The following is a 21,178-nucleotide window of genomic DNA, read 5'->3' as shown; positions in this document are numbered from 1 at the left end:
TAAATCAAGGGAATCTTGATTTATAGCTTTTTTTGTTGTCTTGTCTTTCGTTTGACTCACATGGATAGTACTATATGATTCAAAATAGGTAGGAATTCTTGTATAGTAAAGGAAGAAGAGGAAGAGGATGAGATAGATGATGACTAAACAAACCCTACTGATAAAAAAAGTATTAGCGAGAGAATACAATGATGTTGAATATTTACTGATTACAGGGTCTAACATAGATGAACAAAACGACCTTCAATTAACCCCTTTAATTGCAGCGGCAGCACAGGGTGATTTTCCTATGGTTGCTTTGTTGTTACAATTCTCACCAGCATTAAATAAGACCAATCGCTTTGGAGGTACGGCTTTACTTCCTGCCAGTGAAAAAGGCTATTTGAGAATAGTTAATGCATTATTAGACACAGGTAGTGATGTGAATCATCAAAATGATTTAGGATGGTCGGCTTTAATGGAAGCAGTCATTCTAGGAGATGGTGGGTTTCTATACCAGGAAATCGTTCATAGTTTGTTAAGGAAAGGCGCAGATAGTCAATTGCAAGATTTTGAAAATAAATCAGCATTAGACTATGCCATAGAAACAAAGAATACGGCTATTTATACTTTATTAACGTCAAAGGAGACGGTCTTAGATAGTCATTTTAGTCGAAGAGGCGAAGGAGACTATTATCATGAATCCTTAGATCTAGATAATATAACCCTGAGAGATTATTTTTATTTAGGCTATGAGTGTGATGGCCAAGGGGATAAGGCTAAAAGTTTAGCCTATTATGAAAAAGGAGCGAAAGAGGACCCACAATTTTATTATTATATCAGCCAAGTGTATAAACAATTAGGCGACATTGATAATGCGAAGTTGGCTCTTCAAAAAGGCATGGCTCAGACTGAGACAGACTTTTTTGCGTATCATTTATCGAATTTATTAAGAGACACAGGAAATCATGTGGAGGCTTTGGTAATAATGAAAGAATTACTGGAAAAACATCCCACACGAGTGGACTACTTATTTCACCAAAGCAATAGCTTAATAACGTTAAACTGTTTAGAAGAAGCGAAAGAAAGCATGGTACAAGCAGATAAGTTGATGCCACAAAACACATTATTCAAACGACAAGTCATTCAAATAGAACAAATGATAGAAGAAAGGAAGAAAGACTAGATGGAGGATTATATGTTACTCGCTGTAAAAGCAGCAATGAAAGGCATCGATGAGCAAAAAGGTGGGCCATTTGGAGCAACGATTGTTAAAAATAATGAGGTCATTGTGTCAGTAGGCAACAATGTCATGGGCAAAACAGATCCTACGGGACACGCTGAACTCGTTGCTGTAAGAGAAGCCTGTCAGAAACTTGGTACCCTTGTTTTATCAGAGTGTGTGGTGTATGCCACCTGTGAGCCTTGCCCTATGTGTGTAGGAGCGATGATGCTAGCTGGTATTAAGAAAGTATATTATGGTAGTACCAAAGAAGATGCGGCTAAGAACGGGTTTTCTGATCAGGCTATCAGGGACTATCTATCTGGCTCAAAAAGGACTGCCATCCAACTAGAACAAGTACCTCAGCGAGAAGAATGTGAGGCGCTATGGACAAACTATGCGCTAACAAAGACCAAATAAAAACTCTCTTAGTAACAAAACTAAGAGAGGGTAGAACGAGTTACAGTGATTGACTGTGATTCGTTTTTTTTTGATAATAAGCTTTAGATTTTTGTTGCCATTTTTGCGTGTCTTCTTCTGTTACGTTACGGATTATTTTAGCAGGGTTACCACCAACGATGACGTTTTCAGGGACATCTCTTGTCACAATGGCACCAGCAGCAACAATACTATTTTTACCAACAGTGATACCAGGAAGAATGGTTGCACTACCACCAATCCACACATTATCTTCTATCGTGATAGGTAAGCCAAATTCTAGATCACTGATGCGAATATCTGCATCAATGGGGTGTCCTGCCGTCAGCAAGCTGACACGAGGCCCAAGCATGACGTTATTGCCAATCGTTATGGTGTTAACATCCAAAAAGAGGCAATCCATGTTGCAATAGACATTCTCTCCGAGGTGTACGTGACGACCATAATCAACGCGAAGAGGGGGCGCGACAAAGATGTGCTCGCCAGTTGAGCCGAATAATTCCTTCTCTAGTTTGATAATTTTGTCGGTTTCGTCAATAGGTAATTGGTTAATGGTTTGAGCTAAGCGTTGTCCGTGGATGGATTGATTCTCAGGTAAAATATTACGGGCTACGTATAAATCGCCATCTAACATTTGTTCGTAATCAAAGTCTTTTGTCATGAAAGTGAGAGCTCCTTTTGTTTGTATATAGTTCTTACGCTTCATTATAACACTAAATTGGTATAGCTATATCATAATACGGATAAATAAGGCAAAGTTTATTACAATATGAAGACAAATGATTAAATGATACAGGAATAGTAGAAAAAAACAGAAAATATGATAAAATTATCATGTAATCGTTTACTGGTTTAATTGGTATTGTTCATTAAAAAAGGAGGAAACAGCTTGTTTAATAAAAAAAGTGGTAAAGCATGGCATATCATCATGCTTAGTTTATTAGTATTAGGGACAATTAGTCCTTCTGCTAGTGTGATAGCAGAGACGCTGGAGTCAGTTCCATTAATAGAATCAGTGGAACCAGCGGCAGAAGGTGTAGGAAATCTAGAAGGGACAGACAACAGCGAGTTACCAGAAGAAGTGTCACTTGGTTCTGAAGCTGATATAGAGGTTCCTGTGATAGAGGATAACTCAGGCGAGTTAGTCACTGAAGCAGAGATAGGAGCCGTAGAAGATGAAGTAATTAAAGACGTTGAGCCTAAAAAACATAAGGCTAAAAAAGCCAGTGCTAAGGTAAGCGATAAAAAATCATTGACCATTCTAGGAACATCAGATGTTCATGGTAATGTGTGGGATTGGTCTTATGAAGATGACAAACCAGCCGATTTAGGGTTTGCAAAAATTGGTACGATTGTTAAGAACGTCCGAGCTGAAACAGAGAATGTAATATTAGTAGATGCTGGGGACAACTTACAAGGAACATTACTAACAGATGATTTGTATAGTAGCAATCCAGAATACCTATCTAAACCCCATCCAGTAACCGCAGCGATGAACACGATTGGTTATGATGCCATGGCTTTAGGGAACCATGAGTTCAACTTTGGTTTAGATTTAATCAAGAAAATCGAAGGGGAAGCAACTTTCCCACTATTATCAGCCAATACTTACGTGAAAGCCACAGGCAATCATTTTGTTAATGCGTATGAAATGAAAGAAGTGGACGGCTTAAATGTGGCGATTATCGGGATGACTATTCCTCACGTTCCACAATGGGACGGAGACAAAGTGGCATCTTTAGAATTCACAGCCTTAAACCAAGAAGCAAAAAAACAAGTGAAGATTATTGAAGAGCAGGAAGAAGCAGACGTGATTATTGCGTCAATTCATGCAGGACTAGATAACAGTGATCCAGGGGCAGCAGCTAGAAATGTTATCACTGAAGTACCAGAAATTGATGCCTTTGTCTTAGGACATGATCACCGTGAATTTGCTGAAAAATTAGCAGATAACAAAGGTAATCTAAAACCGGTTGCTGCAGTAAAAGATACTGGTTCAGGTGTGGTAAGAATTGATTTGGAACTGGAAAAAGAAGAAGGAAAAGAGGACTGGAATGTCACTGAATCAACACCAAGCATTATTAGTGCTAAAGGGGTAGCAGGAGATGAATCAGTAAAAGCTGCGACAAAAGAAGCCCACGAAGCAACACAAAACTATGTGAATGGTGTGATAGGGACGGCAACAGCTAACTTTTTACCAGAAGAAAGAGTGCCTGGTATCCCAGAAGCGCAACTTCAACCAACAGCCATGATTTCATTAATTAATAACGTTCAAATGAAAGCCGCTAACGCAGATTTAGCAGCAGCAGCCTTATTTAGAGCAGACAGTCAATTGAATGCAGGACCTATTCAGTATTCTGATGTGTTCAATATTTACAAATACCCGAATACCTTAGTAGGAACAACAATGTCTGGGAAACAACTGAGAAGCTTTCTAGAGAAACAAGCCGCTTACTATCAAACATACGAAGAAGGCGATTTAACGATTGGTTTTAATGAAAAGATTCGTGTGTATAACTACGACATTGTATCTGGTGTTGATTACAAAATGGATATTTCAAAACCAGAAGGTAAGCGCATTGAAGGACTAACATATAAAGGCAAAGTTGTTCAAGACGGGGATAGTTTCAAAATAGCGATGAACAATTACCGTTTTGAAGGATTAGCCAAAGAAGGCCTAGTCGACGCAACCCCGTATTTTGAGTCAGACCCAGCCACATTACGTGGAGAAATTGTAGCGTATATTCAAGAAAAAGAAATTATCAATCCAGAAGAAGAAATTGAAAATAATTTTGAGATTATTGGGGCAGATTTAGAGCATCCGGCGAGAGACTACGTGATAAGTCAAGTCAAAGCAGGAACGCCAGGCTTTGAGATTGTTCCTTCTGCTGATGGTCGTACCCCAAATGTGAAGAAATTAAACATTAACGACTTAATTGCCAAAGGCTTAATTCCTGATGAGTATCTAGAAGATAGTCATACGGTTAAAATTATGCATACAAACGACATGCATGGACGCTTAGAATACCTAGAAGACAAATACAGCCCATCTATTGGTATGGGACGCGTCAAAACATTTAAGGACAATCAAAAGCCAACCTTGTTAGTGGACGCAGGAGATGCGATGCAAGGTCTACCTATATCCAATCATACGAAAGGAATGGACATGGTCAAAGCGATGAATGCTGTGGGCTATGACGCCATGACTTTAGGAAATCATGAATTTGATTTTGGGTTGGATACGGCTCTTTTATACAAAGAAAAATTGAATTTCCCAATTGTTTCAGCCAACGTTTTATACAAAGATGGTACAAGACCCTTTGATCCTTACACAATTGTGGAAAAAGAAGTAAATGGTAAAAAAGAAAAATTTGCCTTAATTGGTTTAACCACACCAGAAACAACGGTCAAAACACATCCTAATAATGTGGAAAAAGTAACCTTTGAAAAACCAGCTCCCGTGGCGATTAAGACCATTAAAGACATTGGCAAAAAAGCGGATTACTTTGTTTTCATGACTCACTTAGGGTTGGACGAAACAACAGTAGAAGATGAAACGAGTACGTATTTAGCGAAACAATTGGCTAAAGCATACCCGGATAAGAAAATCTTTATCGCAGACGGTCACTCGCATACACCTTTAAAAGAAGGTATTCATGAAGGCAATGTGTTGATTGGTCAAACTGGGAATCATTTGAATAATGTGGGAATGATGTCTGGTAACTATGAAGGAAAAGAAGCCAAAACCAAGGCTGTTTTACATCCCTTCTCAGAATTGAAGGACTTAACACCAGACCCAGAGGTTGAAGCAATCGTTGAAGCAGCCAAAGCGAACTTTGACAAAGAGATGTCTGATGTGGTGTTAAAAGACAACGAGATTACGTTTAACGGCGAGCGAGAATTTGTCCGTGCTAGAGAAACTAACTTAGGTAATTTAATTGGTGATGCCTTGCTTGATTATGGTCAAACAGGGTTCGAAGAAGTCTCAGACTTTGCCATTATGAACGGTGGCGGCATTCGCCAAAGCATTAAACCAGGAGATGTGACGAAGGCAGATGTTATCAGTGTTATGCCATTTGGTAACACCATTTCTCAAGTAAAAGTGACGGGGAATGAAATTTACGATATGTTCGAACATTCGTTAAGATCCATTCACGTGACTGGAGAAGATGGGCAAGTTATATTAGATGACAATGGCGTACCAAAATTAGGTGCCAATGGTGGTTTCTTACAAGTCTCTCACTCAATCAGAGTAAAATATGATTCCAATCAACAAGGGGCAGAGCCAGAGAATAATATCAAAGGCCAACGTGTCACAAAAATAGAAATTAAAGATAAAAAAGGTGTATTTAAAGAAGTTAAGAAAAATGATAAAACAACCTATAACATGGTTACCAATGATTTCTTAGCAGCTGGTGGAGACGGTTATACAATGCTACAAGGTAAAAAACCGGGTGAAGGGGTATCAATGGATGATGTCTTCATGACCTATTTAACAAAACTAGCAGCCAAAGGTCTAGAATCTTATAGAGAAGAATTGCCTTATTCTCGTATTATTTCGGGGCAAGAAGCAACATCAACGAACATGGATGAGTTGATTGAAAGATTAGAAGGCATTCAAGTTTTAGACAAAAATGATTTTACAGCGAATAGCTGGGCTGTTTTAGAAGATTACTTAGAAGAAGCGAATAATATCGTGGTATCAGGTGATGAAGAAGCGGCAAGCATTGCTTTAGACAGACTACGAGAGATTGAAGAAAATGAGTTAGTATCAATCGACACGTTACGTCAGACGTTAGAAGAAGCTAAAAAACTAAAAGAAGCAGAGTACACGAAAGAAAGCTGGGCTATTTTAGTGAAGGCAATGTCAGAAGCTGAAGCCGTGTTAGAAGATGCAAAAGATGTGACGAAAGTTATTACTAAAGACAAGGTATCACAAGTCACAGAAGTTCTGTCAGAAGCAATGGAAACATTAGCATTAATAGAAAAAGAAGCGGGTAAACCAATTAAACCGGTCCAACCAATCAAGCAAAAACCAAGCCAAAAACCAGGAAACATTAAGCCAGGTAAAGGCAATCTACCAAAAACAGGAGAAAAAGAAGAGTTATCAAGCCTGTTAGGTTTTGTAGTAATTGGGGTATCCTTTGGTGCCGTTTATATTAGACGACGTGCTGCTTAAACGCATAAAATAAAGCAAAAAAGTATCATAACTGTATAACAGTTATGATACTTTTTTATTGGTTTTCAAAGGCTCGCACGACATGTTCTGCTAGAACATAAGTCGTGACAGCACCTACACCACCAGGAACAGGAGTAATATAAGACACCTTATCTTCTACTTCTTTGTAATGAACGTCCCCACAGACCATTCCAGCAGCATCTACGTTAATCCCCACATCAATGACGAAGGCACCGGGTTTTACGTGGTTTGGCCCAATGAGGTGAGGCACACCTGTTGCTACCACTAAAATATCTCCTCGCTGGCATTCTTTAGCTAGATCTTGCGTGTATTTATGACAAATTGTGACAGTGGCTCCTTTTTCGACAAGAAGTAAACTAAGTGGTCGACCAATAACAAGACCGAAACCAACAAGAACAACATGTTGGCCTTTTAATGCCACGTCTTTATATTCGATAATCTTTAAGACAGCCTCAGCTGTACAAGGAAGAAATCCTTTAGGACCATCTTGATAGATTTTAACCATGTTGGCTACCCCAATACAATCCACATCTTTTTTAGGGTCAATGGTATGAATGACATGATCCAATGATAAGTGCTTTGGAACAGGTTGAAGGACCAAAATACCGTCAATCCCTGATGTATGATTCAACGCATCAAATTGCGCATCAAAGGTTTCTTGACTGATGCTCTCATCTAGAGTCGTAATATCACAGTTTAGATTAAGTGGTCCGAATTTACGCTGGATAGAAGTAGCGTAAGAGACTTCACTAGCGTGTTGACCTACCATTAAAATAGCCAAGGTTGGCTGTTGATTGGTAAATTGTTTATGGGTTAAGGTTTGTTTTAAAGAAGAGACAACATCGATTCCTTTTATCTTTTTTGAGTGCACGTATTTTCCTTCTTTCTTACCGTTATTTTGTCTTATTCTTATTTATTATAACAAGAGGGGTCAAATATTAGTAAAAAAGGCTTGTACTATGAGAAAAGAGTAGGAAGATTCTAATAAAAAGAGGCAAGAGATTGACTCCCTAGCCTCATTTTAATGCTATTTAGTTTCTGCTTCTGTTGTGACACGAGATAAAAAATCCGCGACGACGGTCTCATTTGCTTTTTTAGGCATGAGTGTTAGCATGATGCTTCCTCCTTTATGACGGCAATGAGATGAGTGCATCTTCAAAAGATACCACGACATAACGTTTCCCTTTTTGCTGGATAATATGACCTTCTGCTTCTAGTAAACGTTGCTGTTCTTCAATGCCACCTGGGTATTTTGGATTGAGCTCTCCTTTTGTTTTTAATGTACGCCACCAAGGGATTGATTCGTCCGCTCTTTCAACACTCGCATGAGCCACAACGTTGGTAAAAATACCTGCTGTTAAGGGACACGTGACGCCAACGTTTGCTTCTTGGGCTAGGTGTTGACGGATACGGTCCACGGTGATTAATTTGCCGAAGGGCACAGTTGCCATCACAGAATGGTATTGCATGGGAGAGGCAACCAGCATGTTATCTGATTTGTATCTCTTCATGGCTTCAGGCTGTTCTGTTAAATCCACAATTTTAGGTAAATCTTTTGTTTCTCTTAGTTTTTGGTTAAATGTTTTTTTAGCCATGTTTGACCTCCTATTAATTAGGGATGATTATTTGCGATTAACTGTACCTAAATGTTCTTGCGTTGGTGTCAGTGAGTCTAATACAGTTAGTATAATATTGAGGTAGTATATAAAGCAAGATGTATGACGAAAAGGGGTAGGGACAGTGAAACCTGATATATAAAATGAATATGCTTGTGACAATGAATAAAGGTATAGCCATTCAACACGTGGGAAATTACCGCGTGTTTTTATTTTTATCTTTTTTTGCTTTTCACAAGCATATCTACCCCCTATTCCTATTATTAAGTGGTACACTACAACAAGTTTCTTAAAATTAGGGGGATGTAACAATGACAAAATTAGACAACAAGGTAGCGATTATTACAGGAGCAGCACAAGGTATGGGGGAAGCTCATGCTAGGTTATTTGTTGCTGAAGGTGCTAAAGTAGTCATTACAGATTTAAACGAAGAAAAAGGATTAGCACTCGAAAAAGAGTTCGAAGGACAAATGTTATTCATCAAACATGATGTGAGTGATGAACAAATGTGGGATGACGTAGTAGCTAAAACATTAGAAACTTTTGGTAAAATTGATATTTTAGTTAACAACGCTGGGATTAGTATTGCAGGCTCAATGTTTGATTTAAGTGTGGAACGTTATGATTTAATTTACCGCATTAACCAACGTTCAGTTTTCTTAGGAATGAAGGCTGTGGCTAGAGTGATGAAAGAACAACAAAGCGGAAGTATCGTTAATATTTCTTCTATTAACGGCATTGTTGGTGGTGCGATTGGTTACACAGATACTAAATTTGCTGTTAGAGGGATGACAAAAGCAGCCGCGTTAGAATTATCACCTAACAACATCCGTGTGAATTCAGTCCATCCAGGTGTTATTGAAACGCCTATGATTAGCCAAGGAGACAACGCAGAAGCAGTGAAGGCTTTTTCTAAACAAATTCCAATGAGACGTATTGCTCAAGTAGAAGAAGTATCTAAAGCTGTGTTATTTTTAGCATCAGATGATGCGAGTTACTCAACAGGTTCTGAAATTATTATTGATGGTGGATTAACTGCTAAATAATAGAGGATCAAATAAAAAATCCCTTCTTAATGGAAGGGATTTTTTTAATAGGTTTCAAATAAACCTTTAGAAACAGGGGTTGTGTGTGTAATTTCATTATTAGCTAACATCCAGTTTTGGCACAAGGTATAATCTTCTGGGGAGTAATTCCTAGAAGGTTCAAATTGGAAGTCAGAAAAAGTGAGGGCTTGTTTTTCTGTTAGCTGGCAATGGGTGGTGATTAGGCGTCTTTTTTCTTCTGGTGACTGGCTATTGAAATAACGCTCTGCTTCTGACAATGCGAGATGAAATCCTCTAATACTTTCGGGATGAGCTTTGACAAAATCAGCATCAAAACACCACATGACGTAGCACGCTTCAATGTGGTTGGAATGCCAAATCACTTCAGTGTCTTCTTGTTCACCTAAGATATGGCTGACAAAAGGTTCAATAGCAACGAGAGCTTGAATGTCGTTGTTTTTAAGAGCTGTCATGCGTTCGTAGGTGTTATTAATAAAAGAATAATTAGTAGGTGGTAGAAGAGACGTTAGATAGGTATCTTGAAAGAAGCGGAACAGTCCAGTTCGGTTGATACCCACGGTTAAGTTCTCATAAGAAGCCCAGTCTTTTTTACCAACGAGTTGGATCGTTCGAGTTAATGTAGAGGTTATTTTGGCTTGTTTGCCCTCATTTAAATAATAGAAGAAAAAGGTCGTATCTCCCATCATTCCAGTCACTTCATTGGTCAAAAACTCTTCTTTTCCATTAAAGATAAAGGTATCAGATAAACGTAAAGCCACTGTCACTCCGTGTGCAGTGAAAAGCTCTAATTCTTGTGCCAAAATAAGAGGTAACACAAGAGGGTTCATTCGATTTTGATGAAGGTGAATCGTCGTCATACTATTTATTTCCTTTCTTTAGTAAGAGGTTATAGCAAAGTAGCGTATAAAAAGAGACAAGACATGCTGAGATGAAACGACCGGATAAGGCGTAAGGGCCGTGGTCCAAAGTCCCGTCCCATCTCTGGGTAGACGTCTTGAATAGTAAGGTATTCCTTTAACCATTTTAGATAGCCATCGTAGAAAAAGCAAAAGAGCCCAACGCTGAAAACAAGGGAAGGCATACCTAGAAGCCATAAAGAAACCCAAGCTAGGAGGACGGCGATAAACTCTGGGATAATAATAAGAATAGACGCCCGAAAACCAATGACGTGAGGCAGTGTTTTCCTAACCACTAAATCTTTATTGTAATCACCCGTATTATTCGTAGACATAAGAAAAATAGTTAGAACCATGCAAATAAATGCATATAAAAAAGCAGGGAGTGTGACCGTGCCTGTTTGTAGCCAAAAAGCAACCAAGGAACTTGTCAAGCCAACGAGTAAGCCTGAGGCAATCTCGCTCACTGGGTAAGTGATATAGGGTTTTGGTCCTAGTGAATAGCCAATTGCTCCAACTAGACCTAGGCATCCCAGTAAAAATAAGCCGAGACTTTTTGTCACATAGACAAGAAGAAGTCCTGTTAACCCAGCTAAACCTAACCAAGCGAGTAGGACAAGAATAGCATCTAGAAACGTAGCATCTCCTCGGACAAGGCCTTCACTGCCCAGGTGTCCTGTAAAGGTAGTATCGTCTTCTTCATTTTTTAGGTAAGCCCTGATTTCGTTAGCCACATTGGCCACAATATTAAAGGAAAACCCGCAGATAAAAAAGAGAATCAAGGGTAACCAATTGATGTGTCCCACAAGGTAGGAAGCGAAGAGGCTCGTACTTAAGATAGGCAATCCTGTCGCAAATCCTGTTCTAAGCTCCATTACGGTATAGGCTCGTCGTGGAAAACCAATTCCCCAGTGCCAGAGAGTCTTAATCATTATCCTTTCATTCCTCCTTGAAGTGTTTCTTGATCAATGTAGCGTTGTAACCATAAATAAAGGACAACCAAAGGAAGCATACTCAGAATAATACAAGCTGAGATGATTTCCCATTGGGTTTGAAAAGGCCCGACAAATCTAAAAATAGCAGTAGATATTGTGGGGAGATCTTGTCGCGGCATATAGAGATAAGGAATATAAAAATCATTATAGATGCTTAAAGACTTAATGGTAATGACCGTCATAGTAGCTGGGGTGAGCAGTGGTAGAATAATATAGCGATAGATTTGAAAAAAACTAGCCCCATCCATAATAGCCGCTTGATCAAGAGCGTCAGGTATTTGTTCCATGTTTTGTAAATACAAATAAATCATGGTGACATCAGCCCCTATATAAAGAATAATAGGAGCCCACATCGTATTATATAAGTGTAAAGAGGTCATCAGCTTAAAGGTCCCTACTTGTGTAATAACCATAGGAACAGAAGAAATTAAAAAATAAAGAAATAAGAGTAACGTTCGACCTTTAAAAGTAAATCGGTGAATGACGTAAGCCACCATAGAGCCTAAAATAACGCTGAAAAAAATACTAATCAGCATAATCGTAAAGGTCACAACGAAGCCTCTTAAGAGATGCCCCTCTTTAATCGCTGTACTGTAGTTAGCTAAATAGCTAAAACTATCTGGTAGACCGATGCCTTTTTTTGTATAGAATTCATCCCTTGTCATAAAAGAACCAAAAAAGAGAATCGTAATGGGGAAAAGAATAATCAGTGCCCATAAAAGGAGACTAAGGTATTTGAATATTTTTTTGATAGTAACCATTAAGCATGTTCTCCTTTATGTTGAATGTGACGTTGGATGCCACTGATTAAAACAATGAGTAACGTAATAACGACTGAAAGACTAGAAGCTAAACCATATTTTTTTTGTTCAAAGGCTAATTTCATGGCTTTAACCACAATAGTGCTAGAGCCGTTAGAGCCATTGGTCACAATGAAAGGAATATCAAAAACCGAAACGACCCCGATGGTTAATAACAAGGCATTCAATTGAATGATTTTTCGAGTTAAAGGAATGGTAACGTTTTTTGTTTGCTGCCACAAAGTTGCCCCTTCTAGTTGGCATACATCGTAATAATGACGAGGGATGCTTTGAATGGCCCCGTAATAGAGTAAAAAGCTAATCCCAAGATGTCGCCAAAGAGAAATACTTGCCAGTGTCCAGTTAACTTGATCAGGATCGCCTAGCCAAAAATGTTTGACATGCCCTAAATGTAAGAAGGCCATTAGTTGGTCAAAAGCCCCATCAGGACTCAAGAACAGTTTGAACATCATAGCTACGGCAACACTGCTTATTAGTGAGGGAAAGATAAAGAGACTTTTGAAAAAGTTTTTTCCAAAGGTTTTCTCTGATAAGATAACCGCAAAATAATAAGCCAACACCATTTGAATTAGCCCGGTTAGTAAGTAGTAAAGATTCGTTTTTAGAGTCTGGAGGTAAACGGGATCAGTCATGATTTTTTTGTAATTGTCCCATCCAATCCAATGGTAGTTCCAACCAATGCCATTCCAATCAGTAAAACTAAGCAGTATTAATTGAAAAATAGGAAATAAGCCAAAAACAAGCAATAAAGAAATAGGGATACAAAGAAAGAGAAACAATAGGCGCTGTTTCTCTTTCTTTGGTAAGACCACTCTATTCATGGTTCTTGGCAGCTGTTTGCCATTGTTCAGATAATTGTTTAACGTAGTCTTCATAAGAAGTGTTTTTATCAGGGTACAAGCCGATATTGATGACTTGTTGTAAGACATCTGTGAGACGTGCCACACCGACCTCATCCGCGATAGCAGAGTAAGTCGCATTAACTTCAGGCGTCTCTTTTGCAACGGTTAGGATAACGTTACTTGTATCAATTGTTTTCTTTTGGTCGTCAGATAGGTCTGATTTTAAGTTAGGCATTCCGTTTAATTCTTTCACATAACCACTTTTGTCAGATAAAAAGAAAGTCACAAAGGCTTTACTTGTTTCAATGTTTTTAGAGTGTTTGTTAATACCAATCACATCAGGTGCGCCAATCGCTAAGTTAGTTTTACCTTCTGTTTGAACCGGGAAATTCATGATGGCAATAGGATCTTCAGTCATGCTTTGAACCGTACTTACTTCCTGAGAGCCGTGCATCAACATAGCCACATTCCCATCAGCTAGCTCTTTAAAGGCTGTTTGAGGGTCTGTTGTCATAGGATCTGTTTCAATCAGACCTTTAGAAGAAAGGGTATAAAATAAATCCATGACTTCTCTGATCGGTTGGCCTTCTGCAAAAGCATCGCCTTTTTCAAGTGTTGCTGATTTGAATTGTTCACCGCCAAAGGAAGTTAAGGCGCCAGCCCACATAGCAACCGCATGGTAGTTCGTAGCGAAAGGCGTTGCATCTGTTTTTTCTTTGATGCTTTCTAGGTCTTTAATAAAGGCATCCAGTGTTGTAGGGGCTTCTGTGATACCGGCTTCTTTTAATACTCTTTCATTATAGATGAAACCTAGAGAGTTAAGAGCAGCAGGAAGACCGTACACCTGACCATCATAATCCGCTTCATACACATCAAGGTAGTTAGCTTCCATATCAGCCGTGGTTCCTAGTGCTTCAAAATAATTAGGGTAGTCAGAACGATTACCTGCCATAGAAAAGGGAATGAACAACACATCTCCGTAATCCCCACTGTTCATACGAGTCATCATGGTAGCGTCGTAATCTGCAATGTTTTCAAAGGTTACTTTTGTTACCTCAGGGTATTCTTTGATGAAGTTTGTTTCCATCTCTTTGAATTGTTTGTCATTATCCGTTCTATTTGTAATGACTGTAATTTCACCTGAAATACTTGCGTCTTCTTGTGGCGTGTCTTTTGTGCCACAACCAACAAGCAATCCACTCATGAACAATGTTGTGACCATCATTTTTTTCAGTTTCATATTAACAAATCCTTCTTTCTGTGTGTTAAATCACTAACTTCTATTATAACGAAAAGTTTCAAAAAAGATATGACTTTTCAAATAATTTTATTGAGAGTAATAATAAGTAGAAAAATAACAGAATTATTTCTATAAAAAGAGGGATAGGATAACAAAGTTAAGGCTGTAGCCTACCAGAAGAGGCTTCTTTGTGATATTCTTGATATAGGGAAGAGGGCAATTGGAGAAGAGGTAGGGGGATGTCATATGACAACAGCAGAAATATGGATTCGTCTTATTGTATCCGTTTTAATTTCAGGTCTGGTGGGGTTTGATAGGGAGTATAAGAACAGACCAGCGGGTTTAAGAACACATATCCTTGTTTGTTTAGGAGCGACACTGGTTGCTATGGTTCAAAAAGAAATATCTCACGAAGCCATTATGTTCGCAACGAATAACCCAGCATTGTCTCATGTAGTTAAAACAGATGAAGCTCGGTTAGTCGCTCAGGTTATCAGTGGGATTGGTTTTTTGGGAGCAGGAACGATTATTGTCACCAATCATTCAATTAAAGGTCTAACGACAGCAGCGTCTTTATGGGCTGTGGCCTGTTTAGGAATTAGTACAGGCATGGGTTTTTATAAAATATCATTGATAGGGACCTTTTTAATCATGATCGTGTTAACTTTTTTGAATAAATGGATTAATATTCCTACGTTGAAAAAAATTGAAGTAAGTTACGTGCATAAGCAAGAAAGCAAAGAATTTATTGCAGATTATTTTTCAGAACAACGTATTTTAATCAGAGATGTTAACTTTGATGTGGAAATCAAAGATGATCGACGTATTTATACCAATGTTTATACGATTGAGACACCTAGAGGCTTGTCTTTTGCTAGAATTGTGGAAGACTTGTCTATGCATCAAAACATGATGAGGGTTAGATTGTTAAGTATTTAGCAAAGATAACTGCTACAGCGCACTCATAGCCGAGTTCGCTGTTTTTTTGTCTAAAAAAACAAAAATGTCCCTATTTTGTTCATAAAACATAGTAGTTGTGTAATAAATTATCTTTATATAGATAATAATAAGAGTTTGTTGATATTAAAATACAAGCAATGATCATTATTTTTAGAGGCGAAGATGATTGTTAATGTCTTTTATAACTATTTAATTAACTATAAAATTAAATAAGTGTTGTTATATTAAATGTAATAAGGTGTTTTTTGTTTTATTTCTCTTTAAAAATATAAAAATCAAGAGTAATTAGACTTGTGAAATAGAATGAGTTGTATATTTTATTGACATTTAAGTGTATAAAGATGGTATAACATCTTTATAGTTGTAGTTAATTAATTTTTTAGAGAGTGAAAGTTTAATAAAAGTAATAAAAACTTTCACAATCTCGCTGAAAAAGGTTATACTATATGTATATACAAATACATTGATTAAAGGAGAGGTAACATGAAAAAGAGAACATTTTTATACTTAAGTTTATTGGTGTCTTTGGGTTGTTCGGTAACCAACGTTGACGCTATGGAAGAAACAGAAGTGAGTCAAGATGTGATTATTGTTGAGAGTGTACAGAATTCCAGCGAAGAAGTACCTTTTTCTAATCAATCTGCTGAAGAGGAAGAGACGACAGCGGTTTCTGAAGAAAGTAGTCTCTCTAAAACGAAAGAGTCACAAACAGTAAGAGATGTGCCAGTAAAACCAGCAGCACAACCGCGTACGAAGGCCGCGTCAAAACAAACAGTAGCAACGCCTAAGGTGAGAGCTGTTGTACCTAAAGCGAAAGCTGCGTCAGCATCCGTTCCACAAGGTCCTTATATTTCAGATGGGAGCTATGTTCAGATCACTAAAAAAGGAAATGCTATTTGGCAAAACTTTAGTTGGAAAAGAAAAAATACAACTGATTCATATTATGGTCAAATATTATTAGCTAAAGGTAGGTACCACCATAACAATGGGAACGTTTACTATTCTTTGTATAATAATAACTCTCAATGGGTGGGATACCTAAATGCAAAGGCAACTAAAATAACCAATATACAAGGACCATATATTTCAGATGGTCGAAAAATTAAAATGACAAGTAATAATTTTAAAATTTTTAGTAATTTCAATTGGAAAGTTAAAAATATGAGTCGTAATTTATATGGTCAAACGTTCACTGCAAAGGGACGATACGACCATTTTAACGGTAGTTCTTACTATTCTATATATGATGCAAAGGACCAATGGCAAGGATATGTGAATTCGAAAGCTGTATCAAACGTGGTTGTATCAAATAAACCTCAAGGAAATTATATAGCAGATGGCCGTTATGTCACCATCTCAAAGAAAAATTATTCTCTTTACCAAAATTTTAATTGGAAAACCAAAGGGAATACAACTAATATGCATGGTCAAACGTACGAAGCAAGAGGTCGCTATGAACATAGTAACGGGGCAACCTATTATTCACTATATGATCAACATGGTATTTGGCGTGGGTATCTGAATGCTAGTGCCACAAGCGCTGGAAGACAACCTAAAGCGACACATATTTTAAGTTCTCGTGATGAACAATTAGCACAAGAAGAAATGCATCGTTTAGTGAACCAAGAACGAAGAAAACATGGACTTCAACCTTTAGTTCAAAGAGATTACTTAACTGAATCTGCAAGTATTAGAGCTTATGAGACAGAAGTTTATTTCTCACACACTCGTCCAGATGGTTATAAATGGTATCGCGTCATTAATGAAGTGAAACCTAACTTTGATCTATGGAGTGTTGGGGAAAATATCGCAAGTAACACCTATAGCTATACAGATGGTAAAGATATTGCCAATCGTCTATTCAATCAATGGATGAAGTCACCTGGACATAGAGACAATATGTTAACAAGTGGATTTAACACTGTAGGCTATGGTTTTTATGAAGCCAATGGAGAAATATTTGGGGCTCAAATTTTTTCAAAAGAAGGCTAATAGCCTAGAGTAAAAAAGAGCAAAGACACACCTAATACGTTAGAAAGAAACAGAGTACCTTTAAAAGCTAAGATTTAAGGGTGCACGACAACATCTAACGCAAGGGTGTGTTTTTTTATTTATAAAGAACGGTTGAGAGGATGAAAAAACTAGCGTATGATGAGGGTGACTAAGGACAGGGAGTTGATAGGGATGGATGATCATATGATGAATCCAACCTCTTTAATTAGAGAGTACATTGAGCAAGAGAAGGAAGCGTCTTACCGGTTATTTTCCATGCGATTATTACCGGGTGTTGCAGATATTGAAGGAGTAAGATTGCCAAAATTGCACCGTTTAGTCAAACACTTATTAAAAGACCCTCTATCTATCGATTGGTTACGTCAATTTAAGGGGGAATCCTTTGAAGAGACTATGGTTAAGGGGTTACTAATTGGTCAAGGAAATTGGCCCATGGATGAAAAATATGAGCTGATTAGAGATTTTTTACCAGAGATTAATAATTGGAGCCATTGTGATACGTTTTGTAAATATATTAAAGATGTGGACGCCACGTATCTTCCCTTATTAAAAGAATGCACGCAATCACGGGATGAGTTTACGCAACGATTTGTGGCGGTGATGTTGTTAGAACATTTTGCCTCACCAGAGTACCTTGATACGGGGATTGGTTTTATTCAGGAATTACCCTTAGAGGATTATTACGCTAAAATGTCCGTTGCTTGGTACCTTTCTGTGATTTATTTTATTCGTCCAGACAAAGTCATATTATTACTTAAATATGCCACGCTTAATACTTGGACGAAGAAAAAAACAGTCCAAAAAATTAAGGAATCGAAACATCTAACCAGCAGTCAAAAGGTTGATATGGATAATATGAAGCATTTTTTAGATAGTATTAAGGAATAAATAGGATAGTAAACCCTCACAGGATGGGGTACAATGACAAGGAATAGAACGAGATAAAGGGGGCCAGCAGAATGAAAAAAGTGACGATTAAAGATGTGGCTAAGGAATCAGGTGTGTCCATTTCTACGGTGTCACAAATTCTGAATGGTAAAGAGGCAAGTTTTAGTCCTAAAACAGTAAAAAAAGTACTAGAGGTGAAGCAACAACTGAATTATCAGCCAGATTATTTTGCCCAGCGCATGATCATGAAAAAGAGTAAGACTATTGGTGTCTTAGTTCCTGATATCAGTGATCCTTTTTTTGCCTTTTTAGTTAAAGGGATTGAGGATGTGTTATATAAACAGAATTTTATGACCATGTTGTGTCATACAGCACATAGTTACTCCAACGAGGTGGATCCTCTAATTGAGCTCAGTAGACGAGGGGTCGATGGTTATATCATCGCTAGCCCAGATATTGCAACGGATGTAATTGTGGACACGATGACCACACCTTTTATTGTATTGGATCAAAAGAAGCATGAAGGCAACAGTGATGCCATTATGACGGATGATTATGAAGGCGGTTCCTTAGCTGCGAAACATCTGAAGGAATTAAACCATAAAAAAGTGGCGGTACTACTGCCAGATAATCCACCGACAAACATTCAACAACGTTATGACGGATTTATTAATGAGTTTGGCATGTCGCACATTGTTCGTCTGTCTTCAGACTTGACAAAAGAAGGGGGAAAACAGGCGGTTCCTTTGATTGTAGCATCAGAGGTGACAGGTATTTTTGCTATCAATGATGAAATTGCTTTTGGGGTTTACTTGGGAATGATGCAAGGGAATAAAAGAATCCCTGAGGATTATAGCGTGATAGGGTACGATAACATTGATATGTGTGAAGTAGTGACGCCGCAACTCACAACAATTGCTCAACCTACTTTTGAATTAGGGCAAAGGACAGCAGAAGTGTTACTCCAACGTATTGAGGAACCAGACCGAGCCAAAGTTATTGAAACATTGCCCGTACATCTTGTGATACGAGATTCTACAGCATACGCTTGAAATATGAAGGGGCGTATGCTATATTTTATCTGAATAATTAAAACGTTTTAATAAAGTCTGTTATATCATTAGGAGGCAATAAAATGAAAAAAATTACCATTGTGGGAAGCATTAACTTAGACACAACGTTAAGAGTCAATACCTTAGCTAAACCAGGAGAAACATGCCATAGTACAGGGTTGGCTTTAGCTGGGGGAGGCAAGGGTGCCAATCAAGGGGTCGCCGCTAAACGATTAGGGGCAGAAGTGGCTTTTATTGGTGCGGTTGGAAAAGACGCGGCAGGCAATCAAATGATGGACTTACTCCGTGAAGAGGGCTTAAATACAGCAGGAATTGCTGTGTTAGAAGGTAGCACAGGTCAAGCATTTATTACTGTAGATGATCAGGGTGAGAATAGTATTGTGATTCATTCGGGAGCTAATGGGAGTATCACCCCTGCAGATGTTTTTGAGCATAGAGCATTAATTCAAGAGAGTGACACCGTCATTGCTCAATTTGAAAGTAGTATAGATAGCACAGTGGAAGCCTTTGGGTTAGGTCGTGAAGCTCAAGTGATGACGGTTTTAAATCCGGCTCCAGGACGTAAGGAAGTACCGTTAGAGTTACTAGCTTTAACAGATGTGATTATACCAAATGAAACAGAAACGCATATTTTAACTGGGATTGAGATAAAAAATGACGCAGACTTACAAGAGGCAGCGAGGTATTTCCATGAACTGGGAATAGGTGGGGTAATCATCACTCTTGGAAGTAAGGGAGCCTTTTATTCAGCACGTGGTCAACAAAAAAAAGTGCCCGCTTTAAAGGTGACACCTGTGGATACGACAGCGGCTGGGGACACGTTTATTGGCGCGTTGACTAGTGTGTTGTCAAACGACTTGAGTAACATAGAGGAGGCGGTTATGTTTGGGAATCTAGCCTCTTCTGTGACAGTGCAAGGTCACGGCGCACAACCCTCTATACCTTATACGAAGGATTTAGTGAAGTAATATACTATAGAACACCATAAGAAAGGCTGAGTGGCAGCATGAACATGACGGCATTATTAATTGGGTTAGGACCACTTATTGGGTGGGGGCTGTACCCAACTATTGCGACTAAAATTGGCGGAAAACCTGTGAATCAATTGTTAGGATCTTGTCTTGGGACATTGATATTCGCATTAATTTTGGTTCAAGTAAAAGGATTAAGTTTACCAATGGGAACAGATTTATTGTTAGGCATATTATCGGGTGCAGGTTGGGCGAGTGCCCAGATTTTTACCTTCAAATCTTTTGGATTAGTGGGGTCATCACGGGCAATGCCGATAACAACGGCGTTTCAGTTAGTGGCAGCTTCTTTATGGGGCGTGTTAGTGCTTGGCAATTGGCCAGGAGTGACAGCTAAATTGATTGGTACGTTGGCCTTAGTCTTGATTATTGTGGGGGCAACCATGACGGTTTGGTCGGAAAAAAAAGACGTTGGAAATGCGTCGAAGTTGAAAAAAGCGGTGCTTCTTTTAGCTGTGGGAGAAATTGGTTATCTTACCTATTCTGCAGCACCACAAGCCAGTCGTTTAACAGGCATGGATGCCTTTTTACCTCAAGCGATTGGGATGATGATTATTGCCACAGGATACAGTTTTGTTAAGTCGCCTAAAGAAACCTGGGCGTTTAAAGAAGCGGTATCTTATCAACACATTATCTCAGGTTTTTTCTTTGCTTTTGCCGCGTTGACGTATCTTATTTCTGCTCAACCAGATATGAACGGGTTAGCAACAGGCTTTATTCTATCTCAAACATCTGTTGTCTTGGCTACATTGACAGGTATTTGGTTCCTAGGTCAGAAGAAGAGCAAAAAAGAAATGCGAGTGACATTGGTAGGTTTGGCACTGATTTTAATTGCCGCTACTATGACTGTATTAATATAAACAAAAGACGTTATCGACAGGAAGTCGGTAACGTCTTTTT

18 protein-coding genes are annotated in these 21,178 nt (G+C 38.4%); 10 read left to right on the top strand and 8 right to left on the bottom strand.

Annotated features, from left to right (window positions below):
• Nucleotides 1–136: 136 nt before the first annotated feature.
• Nucleotides 137–1,165, top strand: a complete 1,029-nt coding sequence (locus tag ACVWM0_RS08330; protein ID WP_476472178.1) for an ankyrin repeat domain-containing protein — start codon at nucleotides 137–139, stop codon at nucleotides 1,163–1,165.
• On the top strand, nucleotides 1,166–1,621 hold the full coding sequence (locus ACVWM0_RS08325) for a nucleoside deaminase (RefSeq protein ID WP_476472177.1): 456 nt from the start codon (nucleotides 1,166–1,168) through the stop codon (nucleotides 1,619–1,621).
• A gap of 40 nt (nucleotides 1,622–1,661) precedes the next feature.
• Here ACVWM0_RS08325 and ACVWM0_RS08320 read toward each other — a convergent pair whose 3' ends face one another.
• Nucleotides 1,662–2,300 carry a sugar O-acetyltransferase gene (locus ACVWM0_RS08320; RefSeq protein WP_476472176.1) on the bottom strand — a complete coding sequence of 213 codons (639 nt, stop codon included), beginning with the start codon at nucleotides 2,298–2,300 and terminating at the stop codon, nucleotides 1,662–1,664.
• Nucleotides 2,301–2,528: 228 nt separating this feature from the next.
• On the opposite strand from ACVWM0_RS08320, the gene ACVWM0_RS08315 reads away from it, so the two are divergent.
• Nucleotides 2,529–6,818, top strand: coding sequence for a 5'-nucleotidase C-terminal domain-containing protein (locus tag ACVWM0_RS08315; RefSeq protein ID WP_476472175.1), 4,290 nt, complete (start codon nucleotides 2,529–2,531; stop codon nucleotides 6,816–6,818).
• A gap of 55 nt (nucleotides 6,819–6,873) precedes the next feature.
• Here the strand turns inward: ACVWM0_RS08315 and ACVWM0_RS08310 are convergent, their stop codons facing one another.
• Both ACVWM0_RS08310 and ACVWM0_RS08305 read right to left on the bottom strand, forming a co-directional pair.
• On the bottom strand, nucleotides 6,874–7,710 hold the full coding sequence (locus tag ACVWM0_RS08310) for a bifunctional 5,10-methylenetetrahydrofolate dehydrogenase/5,10-methenyltetrahydrofolate cyclohydrolase (protein ID WP_476472174.1): 837 nt from the start codon (nucleotides 7,708–7,710) through the stop codon (nucleotides 6,874–6,876).
• Between the two features lie 256 nt (nucleotides 7,711–7,966).
• Nucleotides 7,967–8,434, bottom strand: a complete 468-nt coding sequence (locus ACVWM0_RS08305) for an MGMT family protein (protein ID WP_476472173.1) — start codon at nucleotides 8,432–8,434, stop codon at nucleotides 7,967–7,969.
• A 332-nt stretch (nucleotides 8,435–8,766) separates the two neighbouring features.
• Here ACVWM0_RS08305 and ACVWM0_RS08300 point away from each other — a divergent pair, with 332 nt between their 5' ends.
• Entirely contained in the window at nucleotides 8,767–9,501 is a 735-nt protein-coding gene (locus tag ACVWM0_RS08300; RefSeq protein WP_476472172.1) for an SDR family NAD(P)-dependent oxidoreductase, read from the top strand.
• A gap of 44 nt (nucleotides 9,502–9,545) precedes the next feature.
• Here ACVWM0_RS08300 and ACVWM0_RS08295 read toward each other — a convergent pair whose 3' ends face one another.
• Genes ACVWM0_RS08295 through ACVWM0_RS08275 form a run of 5 tightly spaced genes read right to left on the bottom strand, consistent with a single transcriptional unit; the run spans nucleotide 9,546 to nucleotide 14,316 of the window.
• The gene (locus tag ACVWM0_RS08295) at nucleotides 9,546–10,379 is read right to left on the bottom strand and encodes an ABC transporter substrate-binding protein (protein WP_476472171.1); all 834 of its coding nucleotides are present in this window, start codon (nucleotides 10,377–10,379) and stop codon (nucleotides 9,546–9,548) included.
• Nucleotides 10,380–10,408: 29 nt separating this feature from the next.
• Nucleotides 10,409–11,350, bottom strand: a complete 942-nt coding sequence (locus ACVWM0_RS08290) for a prenyltransferase (protein ID WP_476472170.1) — start codon at nucleotides 11,348–11,350, stop codon at nucleotides 10,409–10,411.
• Nucleotides 11,350–12,174: a carbohydrate ABC transporter permease gene (locus ACVWM0_RS08285; RefSeq protein ID WP_476472169.1), complete on the bottom strand. Its 825-nt coding sequence runs from the start codon at nucleotides 12,172–12,174 to the stop codon at nucleotides 11,350–11,352. The genes ACVWM0_RS08290 and ACVWM0_RS08285 overlap by 1 nt, the downstream gene beginning before the upstream one ends.
• Nucleotides 12,174–13,109, bottom strand: a complete 936-nt coding sequence (locus ACVWM0_RS08280; RefSeq protein WP_476472168.1) for a carbohydrate ABC transporter permease — start codon at nucleotides 13,107–13,109, stop codon at nucleotides 12,174–12,176. The genes ACVWM0_RS08285 and ACVWM0_RS08280 overlap by 1 nt, the downstream gene beginning before the upstream one ends.
• The gene (locus ACVWM0_RS08275) at nucleotides 13,048–14,316 is read right to left on the bottom strand and encodes an ABC transporter substrate-binding protein (RefSeq protein ID WP_476472167.1); all 1,269 of its coding nucleotides are present in this window, start codon (nucleotides 14,314–14,316) and stop codon (nucleotides 13,048–13,050) included. The genes ACVWM0_RS08280 and ACVWM0_RS08275 overlap by 62 nt, the downstream gene beginning before the upstream one ends.
• A 246-nt stretch (nucleotides 14,317–14,562) precedes the next feature.
• Between ACVWM0_RS08275 and ACVWM0_RS08270 the strand changes: the two genes are divergently transcribed.
• The 6 genes from ACVWM0_RS08270 to rbsU all read left to right on the top strand — a co-directional run bounded on the left by ACVWM0_RS08270 (nucleotide 14,563) and on the right by rbsU (nucleotide 21,138).
• The gene (locus ACVWM0_RS08270; RefSeq protein WP_476472166.1) at nucleotides 14,563–15,255 is read left to right on the top strand and encodes an MgtC/SapB family protein; all 693 of its coding nucleotides are present in this window, start codon (nucleotides 14,563–14,565) and stop codon (nucleotides 15,253–15,255) included.
• Nucleotides 15,256–15,759: 504 nt separating this feature from the next.
• Entirely contained in the window at nucleotides 15,760–17,268 is a 1,509-nt protein-coding gene (locus ACVWM0_RS08265) for a CAP domain-containing protein (protein WP_476472165.1), read from the top strand.
• A gap of 192 nt (nucleotides 17,269–17,460) precedes the next feature.
• A complete protein-coding gene (locus ACVWM0_RS08260; protein ID WP_476472164.1) occupies nucleotides 17,461–18,177 on the top strand; it encodes a DNA alkylation repair protein in 717 nt (238 codons plus the stop codon).
• A gap of 71 nt (nucleotides 18,178–18,248) precedes the next feature.
• Nucleotides 18,249–19,229, top strand: coding sequence for a ribose utilization transcriptional repressor RbsR (gene rbsR / locus ACVWM0_RS08255; protein WP_476472163.1), 981 nt, complete (start codon nucleotides 18,249–18,251; stop codon nucleotides 19,227–19,229).
• Nucleotides 19,230–19,312: 83 nt separating this feature from the next.
• A complete protein-coding gene (gene rbsK, locus ACVWM0_RS08250) occupies nucleotides 19,313–20,218 on the top strand; it encodes a ribokinase (protein WP_476472162.1) in 906 nt (301 codons plus the stop codon).
• A 38-nt stretch (nucleotides 20,219–20,256) separates the two neighbouring features.
• Nucleotides 20,257–21,138 (top strand): ribose/proton symporter RbsU, encoded by an 882-nt coding sequence (rbsU, locus tag ACVWM0_RS08245; protein WP_476472161.1) that lies wholly within the window; start codon nucleotides 20,257–20,259, stop codon nucleotides 21,136–21,138.
• Nucleotides 21,139–21,178 lie beyond the last annotated feature (40 nt).

The organism is Vagococcus sp. 211 (assembly GCF_056322705.1).
The sequence above is the reverse complement of the archived record's forward strand: the minus strand, read 5'-3'. Positions and strand labels throughout refer to the sequence as shown.

What these genes read in the sequence shown, in the direction of transcription:
- ACVWM0_RS08265 (WP_476472165.1), top strand. Translation starts at nt 15,760, where the DNA reads ATGAAAAAGAGAACATTTTTATACTTAAGTTTATTGGTGTCTTTGGGT.
- ACVWM0_RS08320 (WP_476472176.1), bottom strand. Translation starts at nt 2,300, where the DNA reads ATGACAAAAGACTTTGATTACGAACAAATGTTAGATGGCGATTTATAC.
- ACVWM0_RS08270 (WP_476472166.1), top strand. Translation starts at nt 14,563, where the DNA reads ATGACAACAGCAGAAATATGGATTCGTCTTATTGTATCCGTTTTAATT.
- ACVWM0_RS08285 (WP_476472169.1), bottom strand. Translation starts at nt 12,174, where the DNA reads ATGGTTACTATCAAAAAAATATTCAAATACCTTAGTCTCCTTTTATGG.
- ACVWM0_RS08305 (WP_476472173.1), bottom strand. Translation starts at nt 8,434, where the DNA reads ATGGCTAAAAAAACATTTAACCAAAAACTAAGAGAAACAAAAGATTTA.
- ACVWM0_RS08260 (WP_476472164.1), top strand. Translation starts at nt 17,461, where the DNA reads ATGGATGATCATATGATGAATCCAACCTCTTTAATTAGAGAGTACATT.
- rbsR (WP_476472163.1), top strand. Translation starts at nt 18,249, where the DNA reads ATGAAAAAAGTGACGATTAAAGATGTGGCTAAGGAATCAGGTGTGTCC.
- ACVWM0_RS08325 (WP_476472177.1), top strand. Translation starts at nt 1,166, where the DNA reads ATGGAGGATTATATGTTACTCGCTGTAAAAGCAGCAATGAAAGGCATC.
- rbsU (WP_476472161.1), top strand. Translation starts at nt 20,257, where the DNA reads ATGAACATGACGGCATTATTAATTGGGTTAGGACCACTTATTGGGTGG.
- rbsK (WP_476472162.1), top strand. Translation starts at nt 19,313, where the DNA reads ATGAAAAAAATTACCATTGTGGGAAGCATTAACTTAGACACAACGTTA.
- ACVWM0_RS08300 (WP_476472172.1), top strand. Translation starts at nt 8,767, where the DNA reads ATGACAAAATTAGACAACAAGGTAGCGATTATTACAGGAGCAGCACAA.
- ACVWM0_RS08330 (WP_476472178.1), top strand. Translation starts at nt 137, where the DNA reads ATGATGACTAAACAAACCCTACTGATAAAAAAAGTATTAGCGAGAGAA.
- ACVWM0_RS08280 (WP_476472168.1), bottom strand. Translation starts at nt 13,109, where the DNA reads ATGAAGACTACGTTAAACAATTATCTGAACAATGGCAAACAGCTGCCA.
- ACVWM0_RS08275 (WP_476472167.1), bottom strand. Translation starts at nt 14,316, where the DNA reads ATGAAACTGAAAAAAATGATGGTCACAACATTGTTCATGAGTGGATTG.
- ACVWM0_RS08290 (WP_476472170.1), bottom strand. Translation starts at nt 11,350, where the DNA reads ATGATTAAGACTCTCTGGCACTGGGGAATTGGTTTTCCACGACGAGCC.
- ACVWM0_RS08295 (WP_476472171.1), bottom strand. Translation starts at nt 10,379, where the DNA reads ATGACGACGATTCACCTTCATCAAAATCGAATGAACCCTCTTGTGTTA.